The sequence below is a fragment of the Bacillus sp. D7-8 genome, assembly GCF_052055895.1.
Taxonomy (GTDB): domain Bacteria; phylum Bacillota; class Bacilli; order Bacillales; family Bacillaceae; genus Bacillus; species Bacillus velezensis.
The window spans coordinates 3314629-3332618 of sequence record NZ_CP179922.1 but is presented as its reverse complement, the minus strand read 5'-3'; the positions used below and the strand labels follow the sequence as shown (position 1 = coordinate 3332618).

19 protein-coding genes are annotated in these 17990 nt (G+C 49.9%); 16 read left to right on the top strand and 3 right to left on the bottom strand.

Annotated features, from left to right (window positions below; all coding sequences use genetic code 11):
- Positions 1-5: 5 nt before the first annotated feature.
- Both nagB and nagA read right to left on the bottom strand, forming a co-directional pair.
- Positions 6-731 carry a glucosamine-6-phosphate deaminase gene (gene nagB, locus ACKTRM_RS16425; protein WP_012118553.1) on the bottom strand — a complete coding sequence of 242 codons (726 nt, stop codon included), beginning with the start codon at positions 729-731 and terminating at the stop codon, positions 6-8.
- On the bottom strand, positions 728-1918 hold the full coding sequence (gene nagA / locus ACKTRM_RS16420; RefSeq protein ID WP_012118552.1) for an N-acetylglucosamine-6-phosphate deacetylase: 1191 nt from the start codon (positions 1916-1918) through the stop codon (positions 728-730). Before nagA ends, nagB begins: the two co-directional genes overlap by 4 nt.
- Before the next feature lie 169 nt (positions 1919-2087).
- Between nagA and hprK the strand changes: the two genes are divergently transcribed.
- From hprK to ACKTRM_RS16400, 4 genes are read left to right on the top strand one after another with little or no spacing between them, the layout of a single operon-like run.
- Positions 2088-3020: an HPr(Ser) kinase/phosphatase gene (gene hprK / locus ACKTRM_RS16415; protein ID WP_003151456.1), complete on the top strand. Its 933-nt coding sequence runs from the start codon at positions 2088-2090 to the stop codon at positions 3018-3020.
- 14 nt (positions 3021-3034) lie between these two features.
- Positions 3035-3850: a prolipoprotein diacylglyceryl transferase gene (gene lgt, locus ACKTRM_RS16410; RefSeq protein WP_012118551.1), complete on the top strand. Its 816-nt coding sequence runs from the start codon at positions 3035-3037 to the stop codon at positions 3848-3850.
- Between the two features lie 25 nt (positions 3851-3875).
- The gene (gene ppaX, locus ACKTRM_RS16405) at positions 3876-4526 is read left to right on the top strand and encodes a pyrophosphatase PpaX (protein WP_012118550.1); all 651 of its coding nucleotides are present in this window, start codon (positions 3876-3878) and stop codon (positions 4524-4526) included.
- A 3-nt stretch (positions 4527-4529) separates the two neighbouring features.
- The gene (locus tag ACKTRM_RS16400) at positions 4530-5045 is read left to right on the top strand and encodes an acyltransferase (protein ID WP_012118549.1); all 516 of its coding nucleotides are present in this window, start codon (positions 4530-4532) and stop codon (positions 5043-5045) included.
- 20 nt (positions 5046-5065) lie between these two features.
- Here ACKTRM_RS16400 and ACKTRM_RS16395 read toward each other — a convergent pair whose 3' ends face one another.
- Complete coding sequence (locus ACKTRM_RS16395; protein ID WP_012118548.1) at positions 5066-5791, bottom strand: C39 family peptidase; 726 nt, start codon at positions 5789-5791, stop codon at positions 5066-5068.
- Between the two features lie 240 nt (positions 5792-6031).
- Here ACKTRM_RS16395 and ACKTRM_RS16390 point away from each other — a divergent pair, with 240 nt between their 5' ends.
- The 12 genes from ACKTRM_RS16390 to ACKTRM_RS16335 all read left to right on the top strand — a co-directional run bounded on the left by ACKTRM_RS16390 (position 6032) and on the right by ACKTRM_RS16335 (position 17924).
- Positions 6032-7204: an ATP phosphoribosyltransferase regulatory subunit gene (locus tag ACKTRM_RS16390; RefSeq protein ID WP_007407436.1), complete on the top strand. Its 1173-nt coding sequence runs from the start codon at positions 6032-6034 to the stop codon at positions 7202-7204.
- Positions 7197-7838 carry an ATP phosphoribosyltransferase gene (hisG, locus tag ACKTRM_RS16385; protein ID WP_012118547.1) on the top strand — a complete coding sequence of 214 codons (642 nt, stop codon included), beginning with the start codon at positions 7197-7199 and terminating at the stop codon, positions 7836-7838. The genes ACKTRM_RS16390 and hisG overlap by 8 nt, the downstream gene beginning before the upstream one ends.
- Entirely contained in the window at positions 7835-9148 is a 1314-nt protein-coding gene (gene hisD / locus ACKTRM_RS16380; protein ID WP_012118546.1) for a histidinol dehydrogenase, read from the top strand. The genes hisG and hisD overlap by 4 nt, the downstream gene beginning before the upstream one ends.
- Positions 9114-9698 carry an imidazoleglycerol-phosphate dehydratase HisB gene (gene hisB, locus ACKTRM_RS16375; RefSeq protein WP_007614023.1) on the top strand — a complete coding sequence of 195 codons (585 nt, stop codon included), beginning with the start codon at positions 9114-9116 and terminating at the stop codon, positions 9696-9698. The genes hisD and hisB overlap by 35 nt, the downstream gene beginning before the upstream one ends.
- Complete coding sequence (gene hisH / locus ACKTRM_RS16370) at positions 9699-10337, top strand: imidazole glycerol phosphate synthase subunit HisH (RefSeq protein WP_012118545.1); 639 nt, start codon at positions 9699-9701, stop codon at positions 10335-10337. It begins immediately after the preceding gene.
- Positions 10334-11071, top strand: coding sequence for a 1-(5-phosphoribosyl)-5-[(5-phosphoribosylamino)methylideneamino]imidazole-4-carboxamide isomerase (gene hisA, locus ACKTRM_RS16365; RefSeq protein WP_012118544.1), 738 nt, complete (start codon positions 10334-10336; stop codon positions 11069-11071). The genes hisH and hisA overlap by 4 nt, the downstream gene beginning before the upstream one ends.
- Positions 11068-11826: an imidazole glycerol phosphate synthase subunit HisF gene (gene hisF / locus ACKTRM_RS16360; RefSeq protein WP_012118543.1), complete on the top strand. Its 759-nt coding sequence runs from the start codon at positions 11068-11070 to the stop codon at positions 11824-11826. The genes hisA and hisF overlap by 4 nt, the downstream gene beginning before the upstream one ends.
- Positions 11823-12443 carry a bifunctional phosphoribosyl-AMP cyclohydrolase/phosphoribosyl-ATP diphosphatase HisIE gene (gene hisIE, locus ACKTRM_RS16355; RefSeq protein WP_012118542.1) on the top strand — a complete coding sequence of 207 codons (621 nt, stop codon included), beginning with the start codon at positions 11823-11825 and terminating at the stop codon, positions 12441-12443. Before hisF ends, hisIE begins: the two co-directional genes overlap by 4 nt.
- A gap of 211 nt (positions 12444-12654) precedes the next feature.
- Positions 12655-14424, top strand: a complete 1770-nt coding sequence (locus ACKTRM_RS16350) for an ABC transporter ATP-binding protein (protein ID WP_012118541.1) — start codon at positions 12655-12657, stop codon at positions 14422-14424.
- 194 nt (positions 14425-14618) lie between these two features.
- The gene (locus tag ACKTRM_RS16345) at positions 14619-15296 is read left to right on the top strand and encodes a response regulator transcription factor (protein ID WP_012118540.1); all 678 of its coding nucleotides are present in this window, start codon (positions 14619-14621) and stop codon (positions 15294-15296) included.
- Positions 15293-16354 carry a sensor histidine kinase gene (locus ACKTRM_RS16340; protein WP_012118539.1) on the top strand — a complete coding sequence of 354 codons (1062 nt, stop codon included), beginning with the start codon at positions 15293-15295 and terminating at the stop codon, positions 16352-16354. The genes ACKTRM_RS16345 and ACKTRM_RS16340 overlap by 4 nt, the downstream gene beginning before the upstream one ends.
- Positions 16355-16469: 115 nt before the next feature.
- Complete coding sequence (locus ACKTRM_RS16335; protein ID WP_012118538.1) at positions 16470-17924, top strand: tetratricopeptide repeat protein; 1455 nt, start codon at positions 16470-16472, stop codon at positions 17922-17924.
- Positions 17925-17990: the final 66 nt, after the last annotated feature.

Below are 17990 nucleotides of genomic sequence, written 5' to 3'. Positions count from 1 at the left end.
TCCTTTCAATCGCCGCCCGCAGCCTTTTCATCAATCAAGACCGTCACATCCGGATGCGCGTGCAGGGCGGAGGCGGGGAATGCTTCGCTGATGCGCCCGTCCAGAAGCTGCTTCACCGCTTGGGCCTTGCTTTTTCCGGATGCCATGATCAAAATCCGTTTGCCGGACAAAATCGTCCCGATCCCCATTGTCAGGGCTTTTACAGGGACTTGATCAATTGACGGAAAGTACCGCGCATTCGCCTGTCTTGTCTCTTCATTCAGCTCAACGACATGGGTTCGGGATTCAAATGGCGTCCCGGGTTCATTAAAACCGATATGGCCGTTGTGTCCGATGCCTAAAAGCTGTATATCCGCTCCGCCGAGTGTTTGAATCAATCGGTCATATCGTCCGCATTCGGCATCAAGATCGTCTGCCCGTCCGTCAGGGAGAAAGTGGCGGTCCTTTCGGCTGTCGATATGTGCAAAAAAATGTGTATTCATATAATAATGATAGCTGTTTTTGTCCTCGGGAGAAAGCCCGGCGTATTCATCAAGGTTGATCGTCGTGACATTCCGGAATGACAAGCCTTCTGAGCGGTGCATCCGCACAAGTTCTTTATATACGCCTTCAGGAGTGCCTCCCGTCGCAAGGCCGAGAACGGCATCCGGCTTTTGTTTCACTGTTTCAGCGATAATCGATGCGGCTTTTTCACTTAATTCTTCATAATGTCTGCATGTGATAACGTTCATGTCCAATCAGCCTCCCTTGAGATATATGCGGTGTTTCCGCGGCAAATCGTGGCCAGCACGCCGCACTGTCCGTCCGTCAGAACAACGTCGGCGTCTTTTCCTTCGGCGATGCTTCCTTTACGGTCGAATATGCCGAGGCGGCGGGCCGCATTTGCCGATGTCATATTTGCTATATCCAGCCATGAGCAGTTTGTAAACCTGCGCATGAGCGCCGCGCCTTCATTCATTTTTAAAATGGAACCGGCCAGCGTCCCGTCAGAGAGAAGCGCCGTGTCCCCGCGAACGGTGACTTTTTGTCCGCCGAATTCGTATTCTCCGTCCTTAAGCCCTTTTGCCCGCATGGAGTCTGTGATCATGATCAGGTTTTTGCTTCCTTTCGCCAAATAGGCAAGCTTAACGGCCAAAGGATGGGAATGAATGCCGTCAGTGATCAGCTCCGCCGTGATGCGGCCGCAGGCGAGAGCCGTACCGATGCCCCCCGGCTTACGATGATGAAAGGAGCTCATGGCGTTGAAGAGGTGCGTCATATGCACCGCCCCGGCATCCGCCGCTTTTTGTAAAAGCTCGGCTCCCGCGTCTGTGTGTCCCATTGACGGGATGATGTTTTGGTCTTTTAAATAACGGATCAGGCTGAAATCAGGATCTTCTTCCGGCGCAAGCGTCACGATTTTGATCAGCCCTCCCGAGAGCCGCTCCCATTTCTGAAAGAGCCCGGCATCAGCAGGAGTAATCCATTGTTTCGGCTGTGCTCCCGCCTTTTTCGGAGAGACAAACGGTCCTTCTAAATGAATGCCGATCAACTCAGCGCCTTTTTGGACCTGCGGTGAGGAAGACGCCCATTTTTTGGCGTTGACGAGCGCTTTTTCAATGTTTTCGTGCTGCTGTGTGATCGTTGTCGCTAGAAAAGAGGTTGTTCCTTCTTCGGGCAGCCGGGCGGACATTGTATCAAGAGCTGCAACATCAGCATCCATCGTATCCGCGCCGTATCCGCCGTGAATATGAATATCAATCATTCCGGGAAGCGCATACGAGCCCGCGGGCGCCTTCCATTCCTTCTCATACGTTTCTTGCGGTCTTGTTTTCCCCGCGTAAGAAATGATGCCGTCCTTTATACCGAGAAAACCGTTTCGGATGATTTCTTCTTCTGTTACGATGTCCGCACCGCTGATTAACAAGCTTTCAGCCACTTTAAAACACGCCTTTCTGGTTAGTTGTTAGTTTTATTTTACTCTTTTTCAGACTAGTTATCTAGACCAGTTATGCCGGAATTGTATAAATCTGTTTTGGTTCAGACGGTAAAGTGATAAAATATAACTGTTCAAAGCTCGGAACATCCCAGAACAGGAGGAACATATCTTGGCAAAGGTTCGGACCAAAGACGTAATGGAGCAGTTCCATTTAGAATTGATCAGCGGAGAAGAAGGGATTAACCGCCCGATTACGATGAGTGATTTATCACGGCCCGGTATTGAAATCGCCGGTTATTTTACATATTACCCGAGAGAACGGGTGCAGCTTTTAGGAAAAACGGAGCTGTCATTTTTCGATCAGCTTCCCGAGGAAGATAAGAAACAGCGGATGAAATCGCTGTGCACCGATGTGACGCCGGCTATCATACTTTCCAGAGATATGCCGATCCCGCCGGAGCTTGTAGAAGCTTCCGAGCAAAACGGCGTGCCTGTGCTCAGATCCCCTCTGAAAACAACCAGGCTGTCAAGCAGACTGACGAATTTTCTTGAGAGCCGTCTCGCGCCGACAACGGCCATTCACGGCGTGCTTGTGGATATATACGGCGTCGGCGTGCTCATTACGGGAAAAAGCGGCGTCGGTAAAAGTGAAACGGCGCTGGAGCTTGTCAAACGAGGCCATCGTCTTGTCGCGGATGACTGCGTTGAAATCCGGCAGGAGGATCAGGATACCCTTGTCGGGAACGCGCCTGATCTGATTGAGCATCTGCTCGAAATCAGGGGGCTCGGCATTATAAATGTCATGACGCTGTTCGGAGCGGGCGCCGTCAGAAGCAATAAAAGAATTACAATCGTCATGGACCTTGAGCTTTGGGAGCAAGGGAAACAATACGACCGTCTCGGACTTGAAGAAGAAAAAATGAAAATCATTGATACGGAAATTACAAAACTGACCATTCCTGTCCGCCCGGGGCGGAATCTCGCCGTTATTATCGAAGTTGCGGCGATGAACTTCAGATTGAAGCGGATGGGCTTAAATGCTGCCGAGCAATTTACGAATAAGCTGGCGGATGTCATTGAGGACGGCGAACAAGACGAATAGGAGTTGGCAATGATATGAACGAAGCAGGAACACCAATCAATCCGATTGCCTTTCAGCTCGGGCCATTATCCGTGCACTGGTACGGAATCATTATCGGCGCGGGCGCGTTATTAGGGCTTTGGATGGCCATGAGGGAGAGTGAAAAGCGGGGGCTGAAAAAGGACATTTTTATTGATCTTGTTCTTTTCGCCATCCCGATCGCAATCATTTGCGCAAGGGCATATTATGTGCTTTTCGAGTGGAGCTATTACTCGGAACACCCCGGGGAAATCATTAAAATTTGGAAAGGCGGCATCGCGATTCACGGCGGATTAATCGGCGCGATCGCGACGGGAATCGTCTTTTCAAAAGTAAGAGGCATCTCATTCTGGAAGCTGGCGGATATTGCCGCGCCGAGTATTCTGCTCGGCCAGGCCATCGGGCGCTGGGGGAACTTTATCAACCAAGAGGCTCACGGTGAAGCGGTCAGCCGGTCATTTTTGGAAAGTCTGCATCTTCCGGATTTCATCATTAATCAGATGTACATAGACGGACAATATTATCACCCGACGTTTTTGTATGAATCGCTGTGGAGTTTTGCGGGCGTCGTGATTCTGCTTCTGCTCCGCCGCGTGAACCTGCGCAGGGGCAATCTATTTTTGACGTATGTGATCTGGTATTCGATCGGCAGATACTTTATTGAGGGAATGCGGACGGACAGCCTGATGCTTACGAGCCAGCTTCGGATCGCGCAGGTCATTTCCATTGTGCTGATTGTACTTGCGATTATTTTAATGATTTTCAGACGCATGAAGGGGTATGCCGATAAGCGGTATGCCGACACGGACTGACGCCTGAAATCGGAAAGGACATAAGATGACTGATAAACGTGTAACCGCCATTTTATTTGATCTCGACGGCACGCTGATTGACACGAATGAACTGATTATCGCTTCTTATCTTCATACGCTTGATCATTATTGCCCGGGGCAGTTCAAAAGGGAAGATGTGCTTCCGTTTATCGGCCCGCCTCTGTATGAAACGTTTTCAGGCATTAATGCTGAAAAGTGCGATGAGATGATCAGCATGTACAGAGCATTCAACCATGAAAAGCACGATGAGCTCGTCACGGAGTACGAAACGGTTTATGAAACGCTGGATGAATTGAAAAAAGCGGGATATCAGCTCGGGATTGTCACCACAAAGCTGAGGGATACAGTCAATATGGGATTGAAGCTGACAGGCATCGGGGCGTTTTTCGATACTGTCGTCACGCTTGATGATGTAAAGCATCCGAAGCCTGACCCCGAGCCTGTGCGGCTTGCTCTCAGCCGGCTTGGGTGCGATCCGTCGGAAGCCATAATGGTCGGTGACAATTATCACGATGTCATGGCGGGAAAAAACGCCGGCACGAAAACAGCCGGCGTCGCGTGGACGATTAAAGGCGCACAGACGCTTTCCGCCTATGAACCCGATTATATGCTCGAGAAAATGAGTGATTTATTGCACATCACCGGAGTGAAGTAATCCGTGAGAAAAACAGACCGCCATCCGGTTTCAGGTGCAAATTCATTGTGGCATGTTTATCAGACGGTTCCCTTTCTGAAGGTGATGAAAAATTTCATCATCATTCAGATCGCAAGGTATACGCCGTTTTTAAGCGTGAAAAACTGGCTGTACCGAACCTTTTTGAAAATGAATGTCGGAAAACAGACGTCATTCGCGCTGATGGTGATGCCGGATATCATGTTTCCCGAAAAAATCACTGTCGGAAAAAACAGTATCATCGGCTACAATACGACGATTTTGGCTCATGAATATTTAATACATGAGTACCGGACCGGTTTTGTCACAATCGGTGACGAGGTGATGATCGGGGCAAACACAACCATTCTGCCCGGCGTCACCATCGGGAGCGGAGCCGTTGTATCAGCCGGCACGCTGGTGCACAAAGATGTCCCGGCCGGGGCGTTTGTCGGAGGAAATCCGATGCAGGTGATCTATACGGACGAAGAAATGAAAGAACGAATGGGAAAACCCCGCTGATTAACGTCAGCGGGGTTTTTTTATGACTTGATCACAATGGCCTGGCTGCCCATCTGCTTCCAGGCTTTTTCAAAGTCAGACCGATCTGTTTTTCTGTTTTTATAGCCGTAAGGATCATTGACGTATACATAATCGTGATCATAACCTGTGACGGCTACGCTATGCATGCTGAACGTAACGTCGATCTTTCCGTTCGGCGTATTCCAAGTCTGCATATTATCAACCGGCTTAAAGGATGTGGTGGTAATCACCCAGACCGGCCGCCCTTTTTCAAGCTGGCGGTACACTGAAGAAATGTCTTTTCCCGTCAGATCGTATACTTTGTTTCCCGCATATTCTTTGGCGAGTTTATCAATCGGCTCATGATAAACGCCTAAACCCGGGCCGTTTTCCATATCTCCGGCAAATCCTTCATTCGGATCTCCCTTCAGCCCGCTGCTGTATGTGAGCGGAACTTTATTGATTTTATCCGCCAATGTATTTTTTGATACATGATATCCGGCATTGTTCAAAATCATGGCAAGGCTTGTCACCTCACAGCCATTGTACAGTCTGGGAGAATCCATCTGTCTGTACAGAACGACATTCAGCGGTGACGCGCTCCCTTTTAACGGTGTTTTCTCATCAGGCTCGTCGGACTGCTGATTGAAAAAATTCAAATGAATATCGTTTGTATAGATGTTATATCCCAGATAGACAAGGACGGCTGTCAGAATCAGCACACATAATGTTCCAAGCGTCTTCATTATCAATTCTTCTCCCTTGTTTCTGTTGAAGCTATTCTATGTATTATAGCACTTCTGCTCAATATGATTCGATCGTTCCGATATGTTTACAGGTTTGTTCATTCTTTAGCCATGTTTATGGAAAAGAATAGGCGGACATTGGGCGTTGCAATTCATTCTTTTATCTGCTAACATATTATCATATTAGCGAACTAAAGGATTCTGAATTTTCCTTCAGACAAAGCGGAGGTGTAAAGGCAAATGTTTATGTTTGAGAAACCGCATGGCATGAGAGATACGCTGCCCGGTTTATACGAAGCCAAGAAAAAAGTCCGTTCCACACTGACGGATTTAATTGATAAATGGGGTTATCAGTTTATGGAGACGCCGACCCTTGAATTTTATGAAACAGTAGGCGTCCAGTCAGCCATTGAAGAACAGCAGCTGTTTAAGCTTCTCGATCAGGACGGGAAAACGCTTGTGCTTCGGCCTGATATGACCGGACCGATTGCCAGGGTGGCGGCGTCTAAGCTGCACAAACACAATCATCCGCTCAGAGCGGGGTACGCGGCAAGCGTCTATCGCGCTCAGGAGCGGGAAGGCGGACGTCCGGCAGAATTCGAACAGGTCGGTGCGGAGCTGATCGGCGACGGATCAACAAGCGCGGACGCCGAGGTGATTGCGCTGGCGGCCGGCGCTTTGAAAAACGCGGGATTGCACCGGTTTAAAATCGCGATCGGCCATGCCGGACTCGCTGATGAGCTGTTTGTCGAGGTTCTGGGCAATGCTGAGCGGGCGGATGTTCTGCGGCGCTTTCTCTTTGAGAAGAATTACGTGGGATACAGGGAACATGTCAAATCGCTTCCGCTTTCTTCAATAGACAAAAGCCGGCTGCTGGCACTTCTGGAATTGCGAGGCGGGAAAGAGATCTGCGCCAAAGCGGAGGAGATCATCGGCATCTCCGGACAAAGCTTGATTCAGGAGCTGGAAGACCTGTGGGACATTCTTGAGGATTACGGATGTGCCGAGCATATTCGCCTTGATCTGAATATGGTAAGCCATATGAGTTATTACACGGGAATTTTATTCGAAGTGTATGCGGCAAATGTCGGTTTTGTCATCGGAAGCGGCGGACGCTATAACAATCTTCTCGGCCATTTCGGCAGTCCCGCTCCCGCCACGGGTTTCGGGCTCCGTATCGACAGGCTGATTGAAGCGCTCGGCATCCAGGAAGAAACTAGTGAAGCGGACGCCGTGATTTTCAGCAAGGAGCAGCGGGCGCAGGCCATTTTATTCGCGGAGGAAGAAAGGGCGAGAGGCAGAAAAGTCGTCCTGCAGGATCTGGCGGGCATTGAAAATATCGATCATATGACAAAATCATTCGCAAACGTCACATACTTTATCGGTGCCAGAAAGGAAGAGCAGAATGGGTAAGGTACTCACAATGGCAATGCCAAAAGGACGGATATTCGAAGAAGCGGCCGGGTTGCTGCGGCAGGCCGGGTACAGGCTGCCCGAGGAGTTTGAAGAATCGAGAAAGCTGATCATTGACGTTCCTGAAGAAAATCTCCGCTTTATTCTGGCAAAGCCGATGGATGTGACGACTTATGTCGAGCATGGCGTCGCTGATGCCGGTATTGCCGGAAAGGATGTCATGCTTGAGGAAGAGCGTGACGTGTATGAGGTGCTCGATCTGAAAATCAGCAAATGCCATCTCGCCGTTGCGGGGCTTCCCGGAGCGGATTGGAACGGAGTCGCCCCGAGGATTGCGACGAAATATCCGAATGTTGCGTCAAGTTATTTCAGAGAGCAGGGCGAGCAGGTGGAAATCATTAAGCTGAACGGTTCGATTGAATTGGCGCCTTTAATCGGGCTTGCTGACAGAATCGTAGATATCGTATCAACCGGGCGGACATTAAAAGAAAACGGTCTCGTTGAATCAGAACATATTTGTGACATCACATCGCGTTTTATCGTCAATCCGGTCAGCTACCGTATGAAGGATGATGTAATCGACGAAATGGCGGCCAGGTTGGCCAGGGTTGTGGAAGGAGAAACGGCACAATGAAAATAACCGCAGTAAAAAGAAGCGAGCGGTTTTCACTGAAGCGTTCCATCGACAGCGGAACCGAAGAGCAGCGGAAAACCGTCAGGGGGATTATTGAAGACGTCAGACAAAACGGTGACAAAGCCGTTTTGGCCTATACAAAAACATTTGACGGCATCAGCCTGAACCAAATGGCCGTGAGTGCAGAGGAAGTCACCGAGGCGTACCGTCTGCTTGATGATCAGCTGCTGGCAGTGATCAGACAGGCGATTGCCAATATTAAAGAATATCACGAACGCCAGCTGCAATCTTCTTGGTTTTACCATCGCAAAGACGGCACGATGCTCGGGCAGAAAATAACGGCGCTCGATTCCGCGGGCGTATACGTGCCGGGCGGGACGGCCGCTTATCCGTCTTCCGTTTTAATGAATGTCATCCCCGCTCTCGCTGCGGGAGTGGAACGGATCGTTCTCGTCAGTCCTCCGGGAAAAGACGGCCGCCTTTCGCCGGGCGTTCTGGCTGCGGCGTCTGAGCTCGGCATAAAGGAAATTTACAAAGCGGGAGGCGCGCAGGCGATTGCCGCGCTCGCTTACGGAACCGAAACGATACAGCCTGTTGATAAGATTACGGGCCCCGGCAATATATTTGTAGCACTCGCGAAGCGCGAAGTCTTCGGCGTTGTGGATATTGACATGATTGCCGGGCCCAGTGAAATCGTGGTCCTGGCAGACGATACGGCGGTGCCCAAAGAAGTAGCCGCTGACCTGCTTTCACAGGCAGAACACGATACGCTCAGCTCAAGCGTGCTTGTCACCGACTCACGGAAGCTTGCCGAAGCCGTATCAGATGAGGTGAATAAACAGCTTCAGACGCTGCCGCGCAAAGAAATCGCCGAAGCGTCGATCAAGGATCACGGCCGCATTTATATCGCGGAATCGATGGAAGATGCAGTGGACACGGTGAATGCGCTGGCACCCGAGCATTTAGAAATCATGACGCATTCGCCGGAGGCTTTGCTTGGAAGCATCAGACACGCGGGGGCGATTTTCTTAGGGCGATACAGCGCTGAACCGGTCGGCGATTATTTTGCCGGACCGAATCACGTTTTGCCGACAAACGGAACGGCGCGGTTTTCAAGCCCGTTGAATGTAACAGATTTTCAAAAGAAATCGAGCATCATCTCATACAGCCGGAAGGCATTTGAAACGCACGCGGACAGCATTTCCGCCTTCGCGAGACTGGAAGGGCTTGAAGCGCACGCAAGATCGATTGAAGCGAGAAACGGAGGAATGACCGATGAGAAAAGCGGAACGCGCCAGAACAACAAATGAGACCGATATTAAGCTGGCTTTCGAAATAGACGGAGAAGGAAAAGCCGACATCAGCACGGATGTGCCGTTTATGACTCATATGCTTGATTTGTTCACAAAGCACGGGCAATTCAATTTAACTGTTGACGCAAAAGGCGATACGGAGATAGATGATCACCACACGACTGAAGACATCGGCATCTGCTTAGGGCAGGCTTTTTTGGAGGCGCTCGGTGATAAAAAAGGCATCAAACGGTACGGATCAGCGCTGGTACCGATGGACGAAGCGCTCGCCCAAGTCGCCGTAGACCTGAGCAACCGGCCGCACCTTGAGATGCGCGCTGCATTTCCGCAAGCGAAAGTCGGAACGTTTGATACCGAGCTGGTACATGAATTCCTATGGAAACTGGCGCTCGAAGCGAGAATGAATCTGCACGTCATCGTTCATTACGGCACGAATACGCATCATATGATAGAAGCCGTGTTTAAGGCGCTTGGCAGAGCGCTTGATGAAGCGTCATCCATTGATCCGCGCGTCAAGGGTGTGCCGTCTACGAAAGGAATGCTGTAAATGATCGGTGTAATTGATTACGGTATGGGCAATTTATTCAGCGTGTCGAAGGCGCTGGAACGCGTCGGCGTCCCGTATGTCGTATCAGACCGGCCGGAAGAGCTTGAAAAAGCGGATGCTTTTATTCTCCCCGGTGTCGGATCATTCAGTGACGCCATGGACAATTTACGCCGCGCGAAGCTTGATCAATTCATACACCGTATGGTTGACGAGGGTAAGCTGCTCCTCGGCATCTGCCTCGGCATGCAGCTCATTTTCGAAGAAAGCACCGAAAACGGCTCTGCAAAAGGACTTGGTTTATTAGCCGGAAAAGCTGTGAGACTCAAAGACAGAGATGCCGAAGGAAACAAGCTGAAGGTGCCGCATATGGGCTGGAACCGGCTGACGTTTCACCAAACGTCTCCTTTGCTTTCGGAAGCGGAAGAAGGCTTCGTTTACTTTGTCCATTCCTATTATATAGACGGGATGGAAGACGGCGATCTTCTGGCAAGCGCTGAGTACGGCGTTCGTGTTCCGGCCGTCGTCGGGAAACGCAATGTCTTCGGTGCACAGTTTCACCCGGAAAAAAGCGGTACGGCCGGAATGGCGATCTTAACGCAATTTACAAAAATGGCAGCGGAACAGCAGGTGAAGAAATGAACGCTTTTACATTATATCCGGCAATCGATATGAGAAACGGCAAATGCGTCCGCCTCATCCAAGGCGATTACGGCAAGGAAACGATATACGGTGACTCTCCTTTAGACATGGCAGCGCAATTTGCACAAGAAGGTGCCGAATGGATTCATCTCGTGGACCTTGACGGCGCGAAAGCAGGCAGGAAAGTAAACGACAGGCATGTTCTTGACATTGCGCGGCAGCTTGATGCCAAAGTCGAGATCGGCGGCGGGATCCGTTCTGAAGCGGATGTATACGGTTATTTATCACAAGGTGTTGATCGCGTTATTCTCGGCAGCTCGGCCGTTTCCGATCCGGCATTTGTGAAGAGCATGCTGAAACAATACGGCGGCAAAATCGCGATCGGTCTTGATGCAAGGAACGGATATGTCTCGACGGAAGGCTGGCTGGAAACATCCTCGGTAAGGGCGGCCGATCTGGGCCGTGAATTGGCGGCCGAAGGGGCGGAAACCTTCATTTTCACGGATATTGCAACTGACGGCATGCTGTCAGGACCGAACATCGAAAGCACCGTTCAGCTCGCAAAAGCAACGGGAAAAACCGTCATCGCTTCAGGCGGAGTCAGCTCAGTCGCCGACCTCAAAGCACTGGCCCGCTTCAAAGACGCCGGCGTATCGGGAGCGATTATCGGAAAAGCGCTGTATACAAAACAATTTACATTGGCTGAAGCGCTCAGCGGGGTGAAGGACGCATGATCACGAAACGAATCATTCCGTGTCTCGATGTGAAAGAAGGACGCGTCGTCAAAGGCATTCAATTTCTCGGGCTGAAAGATGCGGGCGATCCTGTCGAGCTGGCCGAAGCTTACGACAGGGAGAGCGCTGACGAACTTGTTTTTCTCGACATTTCCGCCTCTCACGAAGGCCGCAAGACGATGACGGACGTCGTAGAACAGGTTGCGGCAAAACTGGCGATTCCGTTTACGGTCGGCGGCGGAATTAATCAATTAAGCGATATGAAACGAATGCTTCGCGCCGGCGCTGATAAAGTATCCGTTAATACAGCGGCCGTTCTCCGCCCCGAGCTGATTACGGAAGGAGCGGATTTTTTCGGCTCGCAATGCATCGTAGCGGCGATTGACGCAAAGTATGACGAAGATTCGGATTGCTATAAAGTGTACACACACGGCGGCAGACAGAAAACCGAGTGGGAAGTCACGGCCTGGGCAAAAGAAGCCGTCAGCCGGGGAGCGGGTGAAATCCTGCTGACAAGCATGGACGCAGACGGTGAGAAAACAGGCTTTAATCATACGCTCACACAGCTTGTCACACGTGCCGTCCCGGTGCCCGTCATTGCGTCAGGGGGAGCCGGAAGCGCGCGCCATATGCTTGAAGCCTTCACGATCGGTGAAGCGGACGCCGCGCTTGCAGCTTCCATTTTCCATTACAAAGAGACATCTATAAAAGAAGTGAAAGATTATATGAAGAAACACGGGGTGAATGTGAGATGAAACGGGCAGATGAACTGCGGTTTGACGAGGCCGGACTGATTCCAGCCATCGTGCAGGATGCGGCAAGCAAAGAAGTACTGACACTGGCTTATATGAATCGTGAATCCTACGAAAAAACGATAGAAACGAAAGAAACCTGGTTTTACAGCCGTTCACGCGGGGAGCTGTGGCATAAAGGAGCGACGTCGGGGAATACCCAAAAGGTGAAAGCCATCCGCTATGATTGCGATCAAGATGCTCTTGTCGTGCTTGCGGAGCCCTCAGGACCCGCATGCCATAAGGGAAGCTACAGCTGCTTTTCTCCGGAAAAAGCGGATGCGCAGGATCGTTTCGGCATCTTAAATGAACTGGAAAGCGTAATCGCCAAACGGCAGGCGGAGATGCCTGAGGGAGCCTACACAACGTATCTGTTTCGGGAAGGCGTCGATAAAATCCTCAAAAAAGTCGGCGAAGAAGCCGCAGAGGTTATTATCGCCGCGAAAAACCGGGACCATGAAGAATTAAAATGGGAAGCGGCGGATTTGCTGTATCATTTGCTCGTTCTTCTGCGTGAGCAGTCGCTTCCTTTGGACGACGTGCTTGACGTCCTTGCGAAACGCCATTCAGCATCTGAGTAAAACAAACCTCACGGAGAGATCCGTGAGGTTTTTAATCTGTCAAACTTAAACATTCAATTAAATATTCCTTATTTCCGCAACCGGAGGCAGATGAATTTGATAATATTGACTAATAGAGTTTATTTTGGTTTTTGTCAAAAATGTACGTTTTGTTCATATTCCGTTCATGCACATCCGTTATAGTATAAACAGTGATATAGGAGGAAAACATATGCCGAATAAACAACCAAAACCTAAAGGGAAATTCAGCTCATTCTTTTCATTAGTCAAAAAAACAAAACCATCATACGGTATGCTGGCCTTCGCGCTGTCTCTCAGTATTGTGACAACGCTCGTCAGCCTGCTGATTCCGCTATTGACAAAGCAGCTCGTTGACGGCTTTTCCATGTCGTCGCTGTCAGGCGTGCAAATCGGAATCATCGCAGCCGTGTTTATCGTACAGGCCGCATTAAGCGCCTACGCCACCTACGCCCTGAACTACAGCGGCCAGAAAATCATCTCGGGACTGCGTGATTTGTTGTGGCAGAAATTAATTAAACTGCCCGTCTCTTATTTTGACAAAAACGCCACGGGAGAAACGATCAGCCGTGTCACCAATGACACAATGGTGGTAAAAGAGCTGATCACAAACAATATCAGCGGATTTATTACCGGAATCATTTCCGTTATCGGGTCACTGACGATCTTATTTTTCATGAACTGGAAGCTCACATTGCTCGTGCTGATCGTCGTGCCGCTGGCTGCGGTGATTTTAGTGCCGATCGGCCGGAAAATGTTTAAAATTTCTCGGGAAACACAGGATGAAACGGCGAGATTCACCGGATTATTAAACCACATCCTCCCGGAAATCAGGCTTGTAAAAGCGTCAAACGCTGAAGAAGCGGAATACGGACGCGGAAAAGCAGGCATCATGGCACTCTTTAAACTCGGGCTGCGTGAAGCGAAGGTGCAGTCGCTCGTAGGCCCGCTTATTACACTTGTATTAATGGCGGCGCTGGTCGCTGTCATCGGGTACGGCGGGATGCAGGTGTCATCCGGTGAATTGACAGCCGGCGCACTCGTTGCCTTTATCCTGTATTTGTTTCAGATCATTATGCCGATGGGCCAGATCACTTCATTTTTCACACAGCTTCAAAAATCCGTCGGCGCAACGGAACGGATGATTCATATTCTTGCAGAAAAAGAAGAAGATATCCAAACCGGAAAAGCCATTGAAAACGCAGATCAGCCGATTAAGCTTGAACAAGTCTCATTCGGCTACAAAACAGATCAAACCATCTTAAAAGACATTACGGCTACGATTGAAGCCGGCAAAGTCACCGCGATCGTCGGACCGAGCGGCGGCGGAAAAACAACGTTATTTAAGCTGCTTGAACGATTCTACAATCCGACTGCGGGCAGCATCCTGCTCGGAAATGAACCGATTGATGCGTATTCCCTTGAGTCATGGCGGGAGCATATCGGCTACGTGTCGCAAGAAAGCCCGTTAATGTCAGGCACCATCCGCGACAATATCTGTTACGGATTAAAACGCGAGGTGACTGATGAGGAACTGAGGCAAGCGGCTGACATGGCCTACGCCCTGCAATTTATTGAAGACTTACCGAAGAAATTTGAAACAGAGGTCGGTGAGCGGGGAATTATGCTGTCAGGCGGACAGCGCCAGCGCATCGCCATTGCCAGAGCGCTCCTTCGCAACCCGAGCATTCTGATGCTTGATGAAGCGACATCAAGTCTGGACAGCCAATCTGAAAAATGGGTGCAGCAGGCGCTGGAAGTTCTAATGAAAGGCCGCACCACGATTGTGATCGCCCACCGTTTATCCACGGTTGTGGATGCAGATCAGCTTCTCTTTGTCGAACAGGGTGAAATCACCGGACGGGGCACACACCATGAATTAATGGCATCCCATTCGCTGTACCGCGATTTTGCGGAGCAGCAGCTGAAGCTGAATGCCGACTTAGAAAACAAAGCTGTGTAAAGCAAGACTTTATGAATCAAAAGCAGCTGAAAAAGCTGCTTTTTATTTTGCAGCCGGAGTCCTGTTCATACGGGTGTACGGTCGGTGAAGAACCAAGCCTAAGCGTGTATGCCGGTACAGGAGACAATGAAAAAATTCGGTTTATAAACATCATGTCGATTCATGAAAAGAAAAAAGCAGAAGGAGGGATTTTCATGGCTGTCATATTGGTTGCGGATGATGACCGCCATATCCGTGAGCTTGTCCGCCTTATGATGGAGCAGAGCGGTTTTGACGTCGCAGAAGCGGAGGACGGGGAAGCGGCGGTGCGGCTGATCGAATCAGCACCTATAGATCTCATCATACTGGATGTGATGATGCCGAAAATGGACGGGTTTGAAGTCAGTGAAGCCGTCCGCAGCTTTACGGACATTCCGATTTTGATGCTGACGGCAAAAGGCGAAACGCTGGACAAAGTGCAAGGTTTTACTTCCGGAGCGGATGATTATCTCGTCAAACCGTTTGAGCCGCTTGAGCTGGAAGCAAGGGTCAAAGCATTGCTGAAACGGTACCGGATCACCGCTGAAAAACTGCTGACCATCGGAACGGTCACATTAGATAAGCAATCCCGCACCGTAACGCGCGGCGGCGGAGCGGGATTGACATTGCCCCGGCGTGAATTTGAGCTTTTATTTAAGCTCGCCGGTTATCCGAATAAGACGTTTTCAAGAGAACAATTAATAGAAGATATTTGGGGCTTTGATTATGAAGGTGACGAGCGGACCGTTGATGTGCATATTAAAAGGCTGAGAGAACGGTTTCCGGAAAAAGACTATCCGTTTGCCATCCATACGGTGCGGGGGCTCGGGTATCGGTTTGTGGTGACAGGATGAAACGGATCTTCAGAACGGCTGGAAAAATCATCATCCTTCTCACCGTCACCGCATTCTTATGGCTGGCGGCTCACCTGATTGTTCAGGGATTCGGTCTCATATGGCCGATTTTGCTTGTGCCGTACGCCGAGCAGATTCTGACGCTTTGGCTTGTTTTCGGCCTGCTGTTCGTAACGATGTTTATTTTTTCAAAGTCAGCACGTGAAAGACATCATGCGATCTGGGATTCGCTGACCGCCACGATCAAGCAAATGTCGAGCGGCAACTTCACAGCGGCCGCTTCCCGGAAAATGGAGAAGATTGAGCGGAACCATCCCGTGACGAAATTGGCTGATGAACTGTCGACACTCGCCGCGGAACTGAGTGAAATGGAAAAACTGAAACAAGAATTTATTTCGAACGTTTCCCATGAAATCCAAACCCCGCTCACTTCATTAAAGGGCTACGCGCATCTTCTGAAAAAACCGGATTTATCATATGAGGAGCGGGGGCGCTACTTACACATCATCGAAACAGAAACAGAACGATTATCAAAAATCAGTGAAAATCTGCTGAAGCTCACTGCGCTCGAACGCCAAACCGAACCGATACAAAAAAAACCGTTCCGCATTGACAAACAGCTGCGGCGCACCATATTGACCTGTGAGCCTGAATGGTCCGCCAAACAGATTGAGTTTCTCATTGATTTACAGGAGTCGTATGTGTACGGAGATGAAGCGCTGCTCAGCCAAGTATGGATGAATCTGATTCACAATGCCGTAAAATTTACCGGTGAAGGCGGCCGCATTTCCGTTAAAATTGCAGATCTGCCGGGAGCGGCGGCTGTCGAAATCGCCGACGACGGAATCGGAATGGAGCCTGAACAGGCGGAGCGTGTATTTGAACGGTTTTATAAAGCGGACAAGGCGAGAAACGAAGGAGGAAGCGGGCTCGGCCTGTCCATCGCCCAAAAAATCGCAGAGCTGCACGGCGGTTCGATAGAGGTTGAGAGCAAGCACGGCGAAGGAACCCTTTTCCGTGTCATTCTTCCAGCCGAGCCTCGTGAAAAAAACAGCTAAAATCTGGTCGAACCAGCCAGTAAAAAACGAAGCCGATCCTGTCTTTTGAACTATTGAGGTGAAACCGTTTTATGGTATACTACTGACGGTAATACGTATAAAACGGAGGATATTTGTGGGAAAACACACTTCTGAACAGAAAAAGCACGCGCAAATTGTCCAGCTGCTTCAGGATGGACAATATTTTTTTCATAAAGGCTTAAAAGCATATAAAGAGCGGAATTTAAAGCGGGCCAGCAAACTGATTCAGCGGGCCGTCCACCTCGAGCCGAATGATTCCGAAATGCTGTCCCGGCTGGCCGTCATTTATTCTGAAATGGGCCACTACCAGCAGTCAAATGAGCTGTTCGACTTTATTTTGGTGAACCTGAAAGAAGAAATGCCCGAGTGTCATTACTTTAAAGCGAATAATTTCGCGCATTTGGGACTCTTTCAGGAAGCATACAAAGAAGCAGCGGCTTATTCAGATGCCGATCCGGACGGTGAATTCAGCGAAGAAATTGAAAATCTGATGGAGCTTTTGGATTTCGGCGAAGCGGGTGAAAACGAATCGCTCTATGACCAGGATGAGCTGCTGATCAGGCAGGATCGGGCAAAAGCGCTTCTTGAGAGCGGCCAGCTTCATGAAGCGGTTGTCATGCTTGAAGAGATTACGGCCGATTACCCCGAGCTTTGGTCTGCATACAACAACCTGGCGCTCGCTTACTTTTACTCAGGCAATGTCACAAAAGCGAAACAAACAGTATTCGAAGTGCTTGAGAAAAATGAAGGCAATCTCCATGCCCTGTGCAACCTCCTTGTATTCTGCTATTACGAGAGGGAAGATGAAAAAGTCGGAGAATTGAGCGGAAAACTCGCCAATGTGTATCCGATTTTATTCGAACAGCGCTATAAGCTGGGGGCGACGCTTGCGCTTGTCGGCAGACATGATCTCGGTTATAAATGGCTCCGTTCTCTTTACAAAAGCGGATTCGAAGGCGACGAAACGTTTTATTACTGGCTGGCCGCCTCAGCCTACGGGACAGGCCGCACAGAATTTGCGGAAACCATTTGGAAAAAGGCCGAAGCCGAATTTCCCGAATCAGACCGGCCCGCGCCTTGGGCGGAGCGGCAGGAACCGCTGCCTGCTTCACTCGAACAGCGGCTTGCCGCCTATTATATCAGCAGCGCTGAAGGAGAGCGGAACCAGCTTGAAAAAGTTCTGACGGCAAAACGCGCCGTTTCACCGTTTGAACAAGATTTCGTCAAACTGCTGCTTTCCGGTGAAAAAGGCGCTTCAGGCGTCTCCGGTGATGCGCTGTTCACGTATCGGACGGTCAAGCTTCTGGAGAAAGCGGAAGCCGACAGTTTAAAAACTGACGTCATGAGCTGCTGGGTTTTTCACGTCATTCAGCACATCCGCGCCGCCGCTGCCGTACAGAATGAGCGGGCATGGGCCGCAGCCATCGCATATGTATGGAAAGAAGCAAACGGCGAAAAAACGACGAAAAAAGAAACGGCCGCCGTTTACGGTATAACCCCGGCAACCCTTTCGAAATACATCAGACAAATAGATGATATTTTAGAATAAAACCGATTCTTTCTATATAAAGAGTCGGTTCTTTTTTTATCAGAAAGGGGCAAAACAGAACTTTAC

Excerpts from the sequence above, each read along its gene's own strand:
- nagB (WP_012118553.1), bottom strand. The coding sequence starts at position 731 with ATGAACGTTATCACATGCAGACATTATGAAGAATTAAGTGAAAAAGCC.
- lgt (WP_012118551.1), top strand. The coding sequence starts at position 3,035 with ATGAACGAAGCAGGAACACCAATCAATCCGATTGCCTTTCAGCTCGGG.
- ppaX (WP_012118550.1), top strand. The coding sequence starts at position 3,876 with ATGACTGATAAACGTGTAACCGCCATTTTATTTGATCTCGACGGCACG.
- ACKTRM_RS16395 (WP_012118548.1), bottom strand. The coding sequence starts at position 5,791 with ATGAAGACGCTTGGAACATTATGTGTGCTGATTCTGACAGCCGTCCTT.
- ACKTRM_RS16390 (WP_007407436.1), top strand. The coding sequence starts at position 6,032 with ATGTTTATGTTTGAGAAACCGCATGGCATGAGAGATACGCTGCCCGGT.
- hisG (WP_012118547.1), top strand. The coding sequence starts at position 7,197 with ATGGGTAAGGTACTCACAATGGCAATGCCAAAAGGACGGATATTCGAA.
- hisD (WP_012118546.1), top strand. The coding sequence starts at position 7,835 with ATGAAAATAACCGCAGTAAAAAGAAGCGAGCGGTTTTCACTGAAGCGT.
- hisB (WP_007614023.1), top strand. The coding sequence starts at position 9,114 with ATGAGAAAAGCGGAACGCGCCAGAACAACAAATGAGACCGATATTAAG.
- hisH (WP_012118545.1), top strand. The coding sequence starts at position 9,699 with ATGATCGGTGTAATTGATTACGGTATGGGCAATTTATTCAGCGTGTCG.
- hisA (WP_012118544.1), top strand. The coding sequence starts at position 10,334 with ATGAACGCTTTTACATTATATCCGGCAATCGATATGAGAAACGGCAAA.
- hisF (WP_012118543.1), top strand. The coding sequence starts at position 11,068 with ATGATCACGAAACGAATCATTCCGTGTCTCGATGTGAAAGAAGGACGC.
- hisIE (WP_012118542.1), top strand. The coding sequence starts at position 11,823 with ATGAAACGGGCAGATGAACTGCGGTTTGACGAGGCCGGACTGATTCCA.
- ACKTRM_RS16350 (WP_012118541.1), top strand. The coding sequence starts at position 12,655 with ATGCCGAATAAACAACCAAAACCTAAAGGGAAATTCAGCTCATTCTTT.
- ACKTRM_RS16345 (WP_012118540.1), top strand. The coding sequence starts at position 14,619 with ATGGCTGTCATATTGGTTGCGGATGATGACCGCCATATCCGTGAGCTT.
- ACKTRM_RS16340 (WP_012118539.1), top strand. The coding sequence starts at position 15,293 with ATGAAACGGATCTTCAGAACGGCTGGAAAAATCATCATCCTTCTCACC.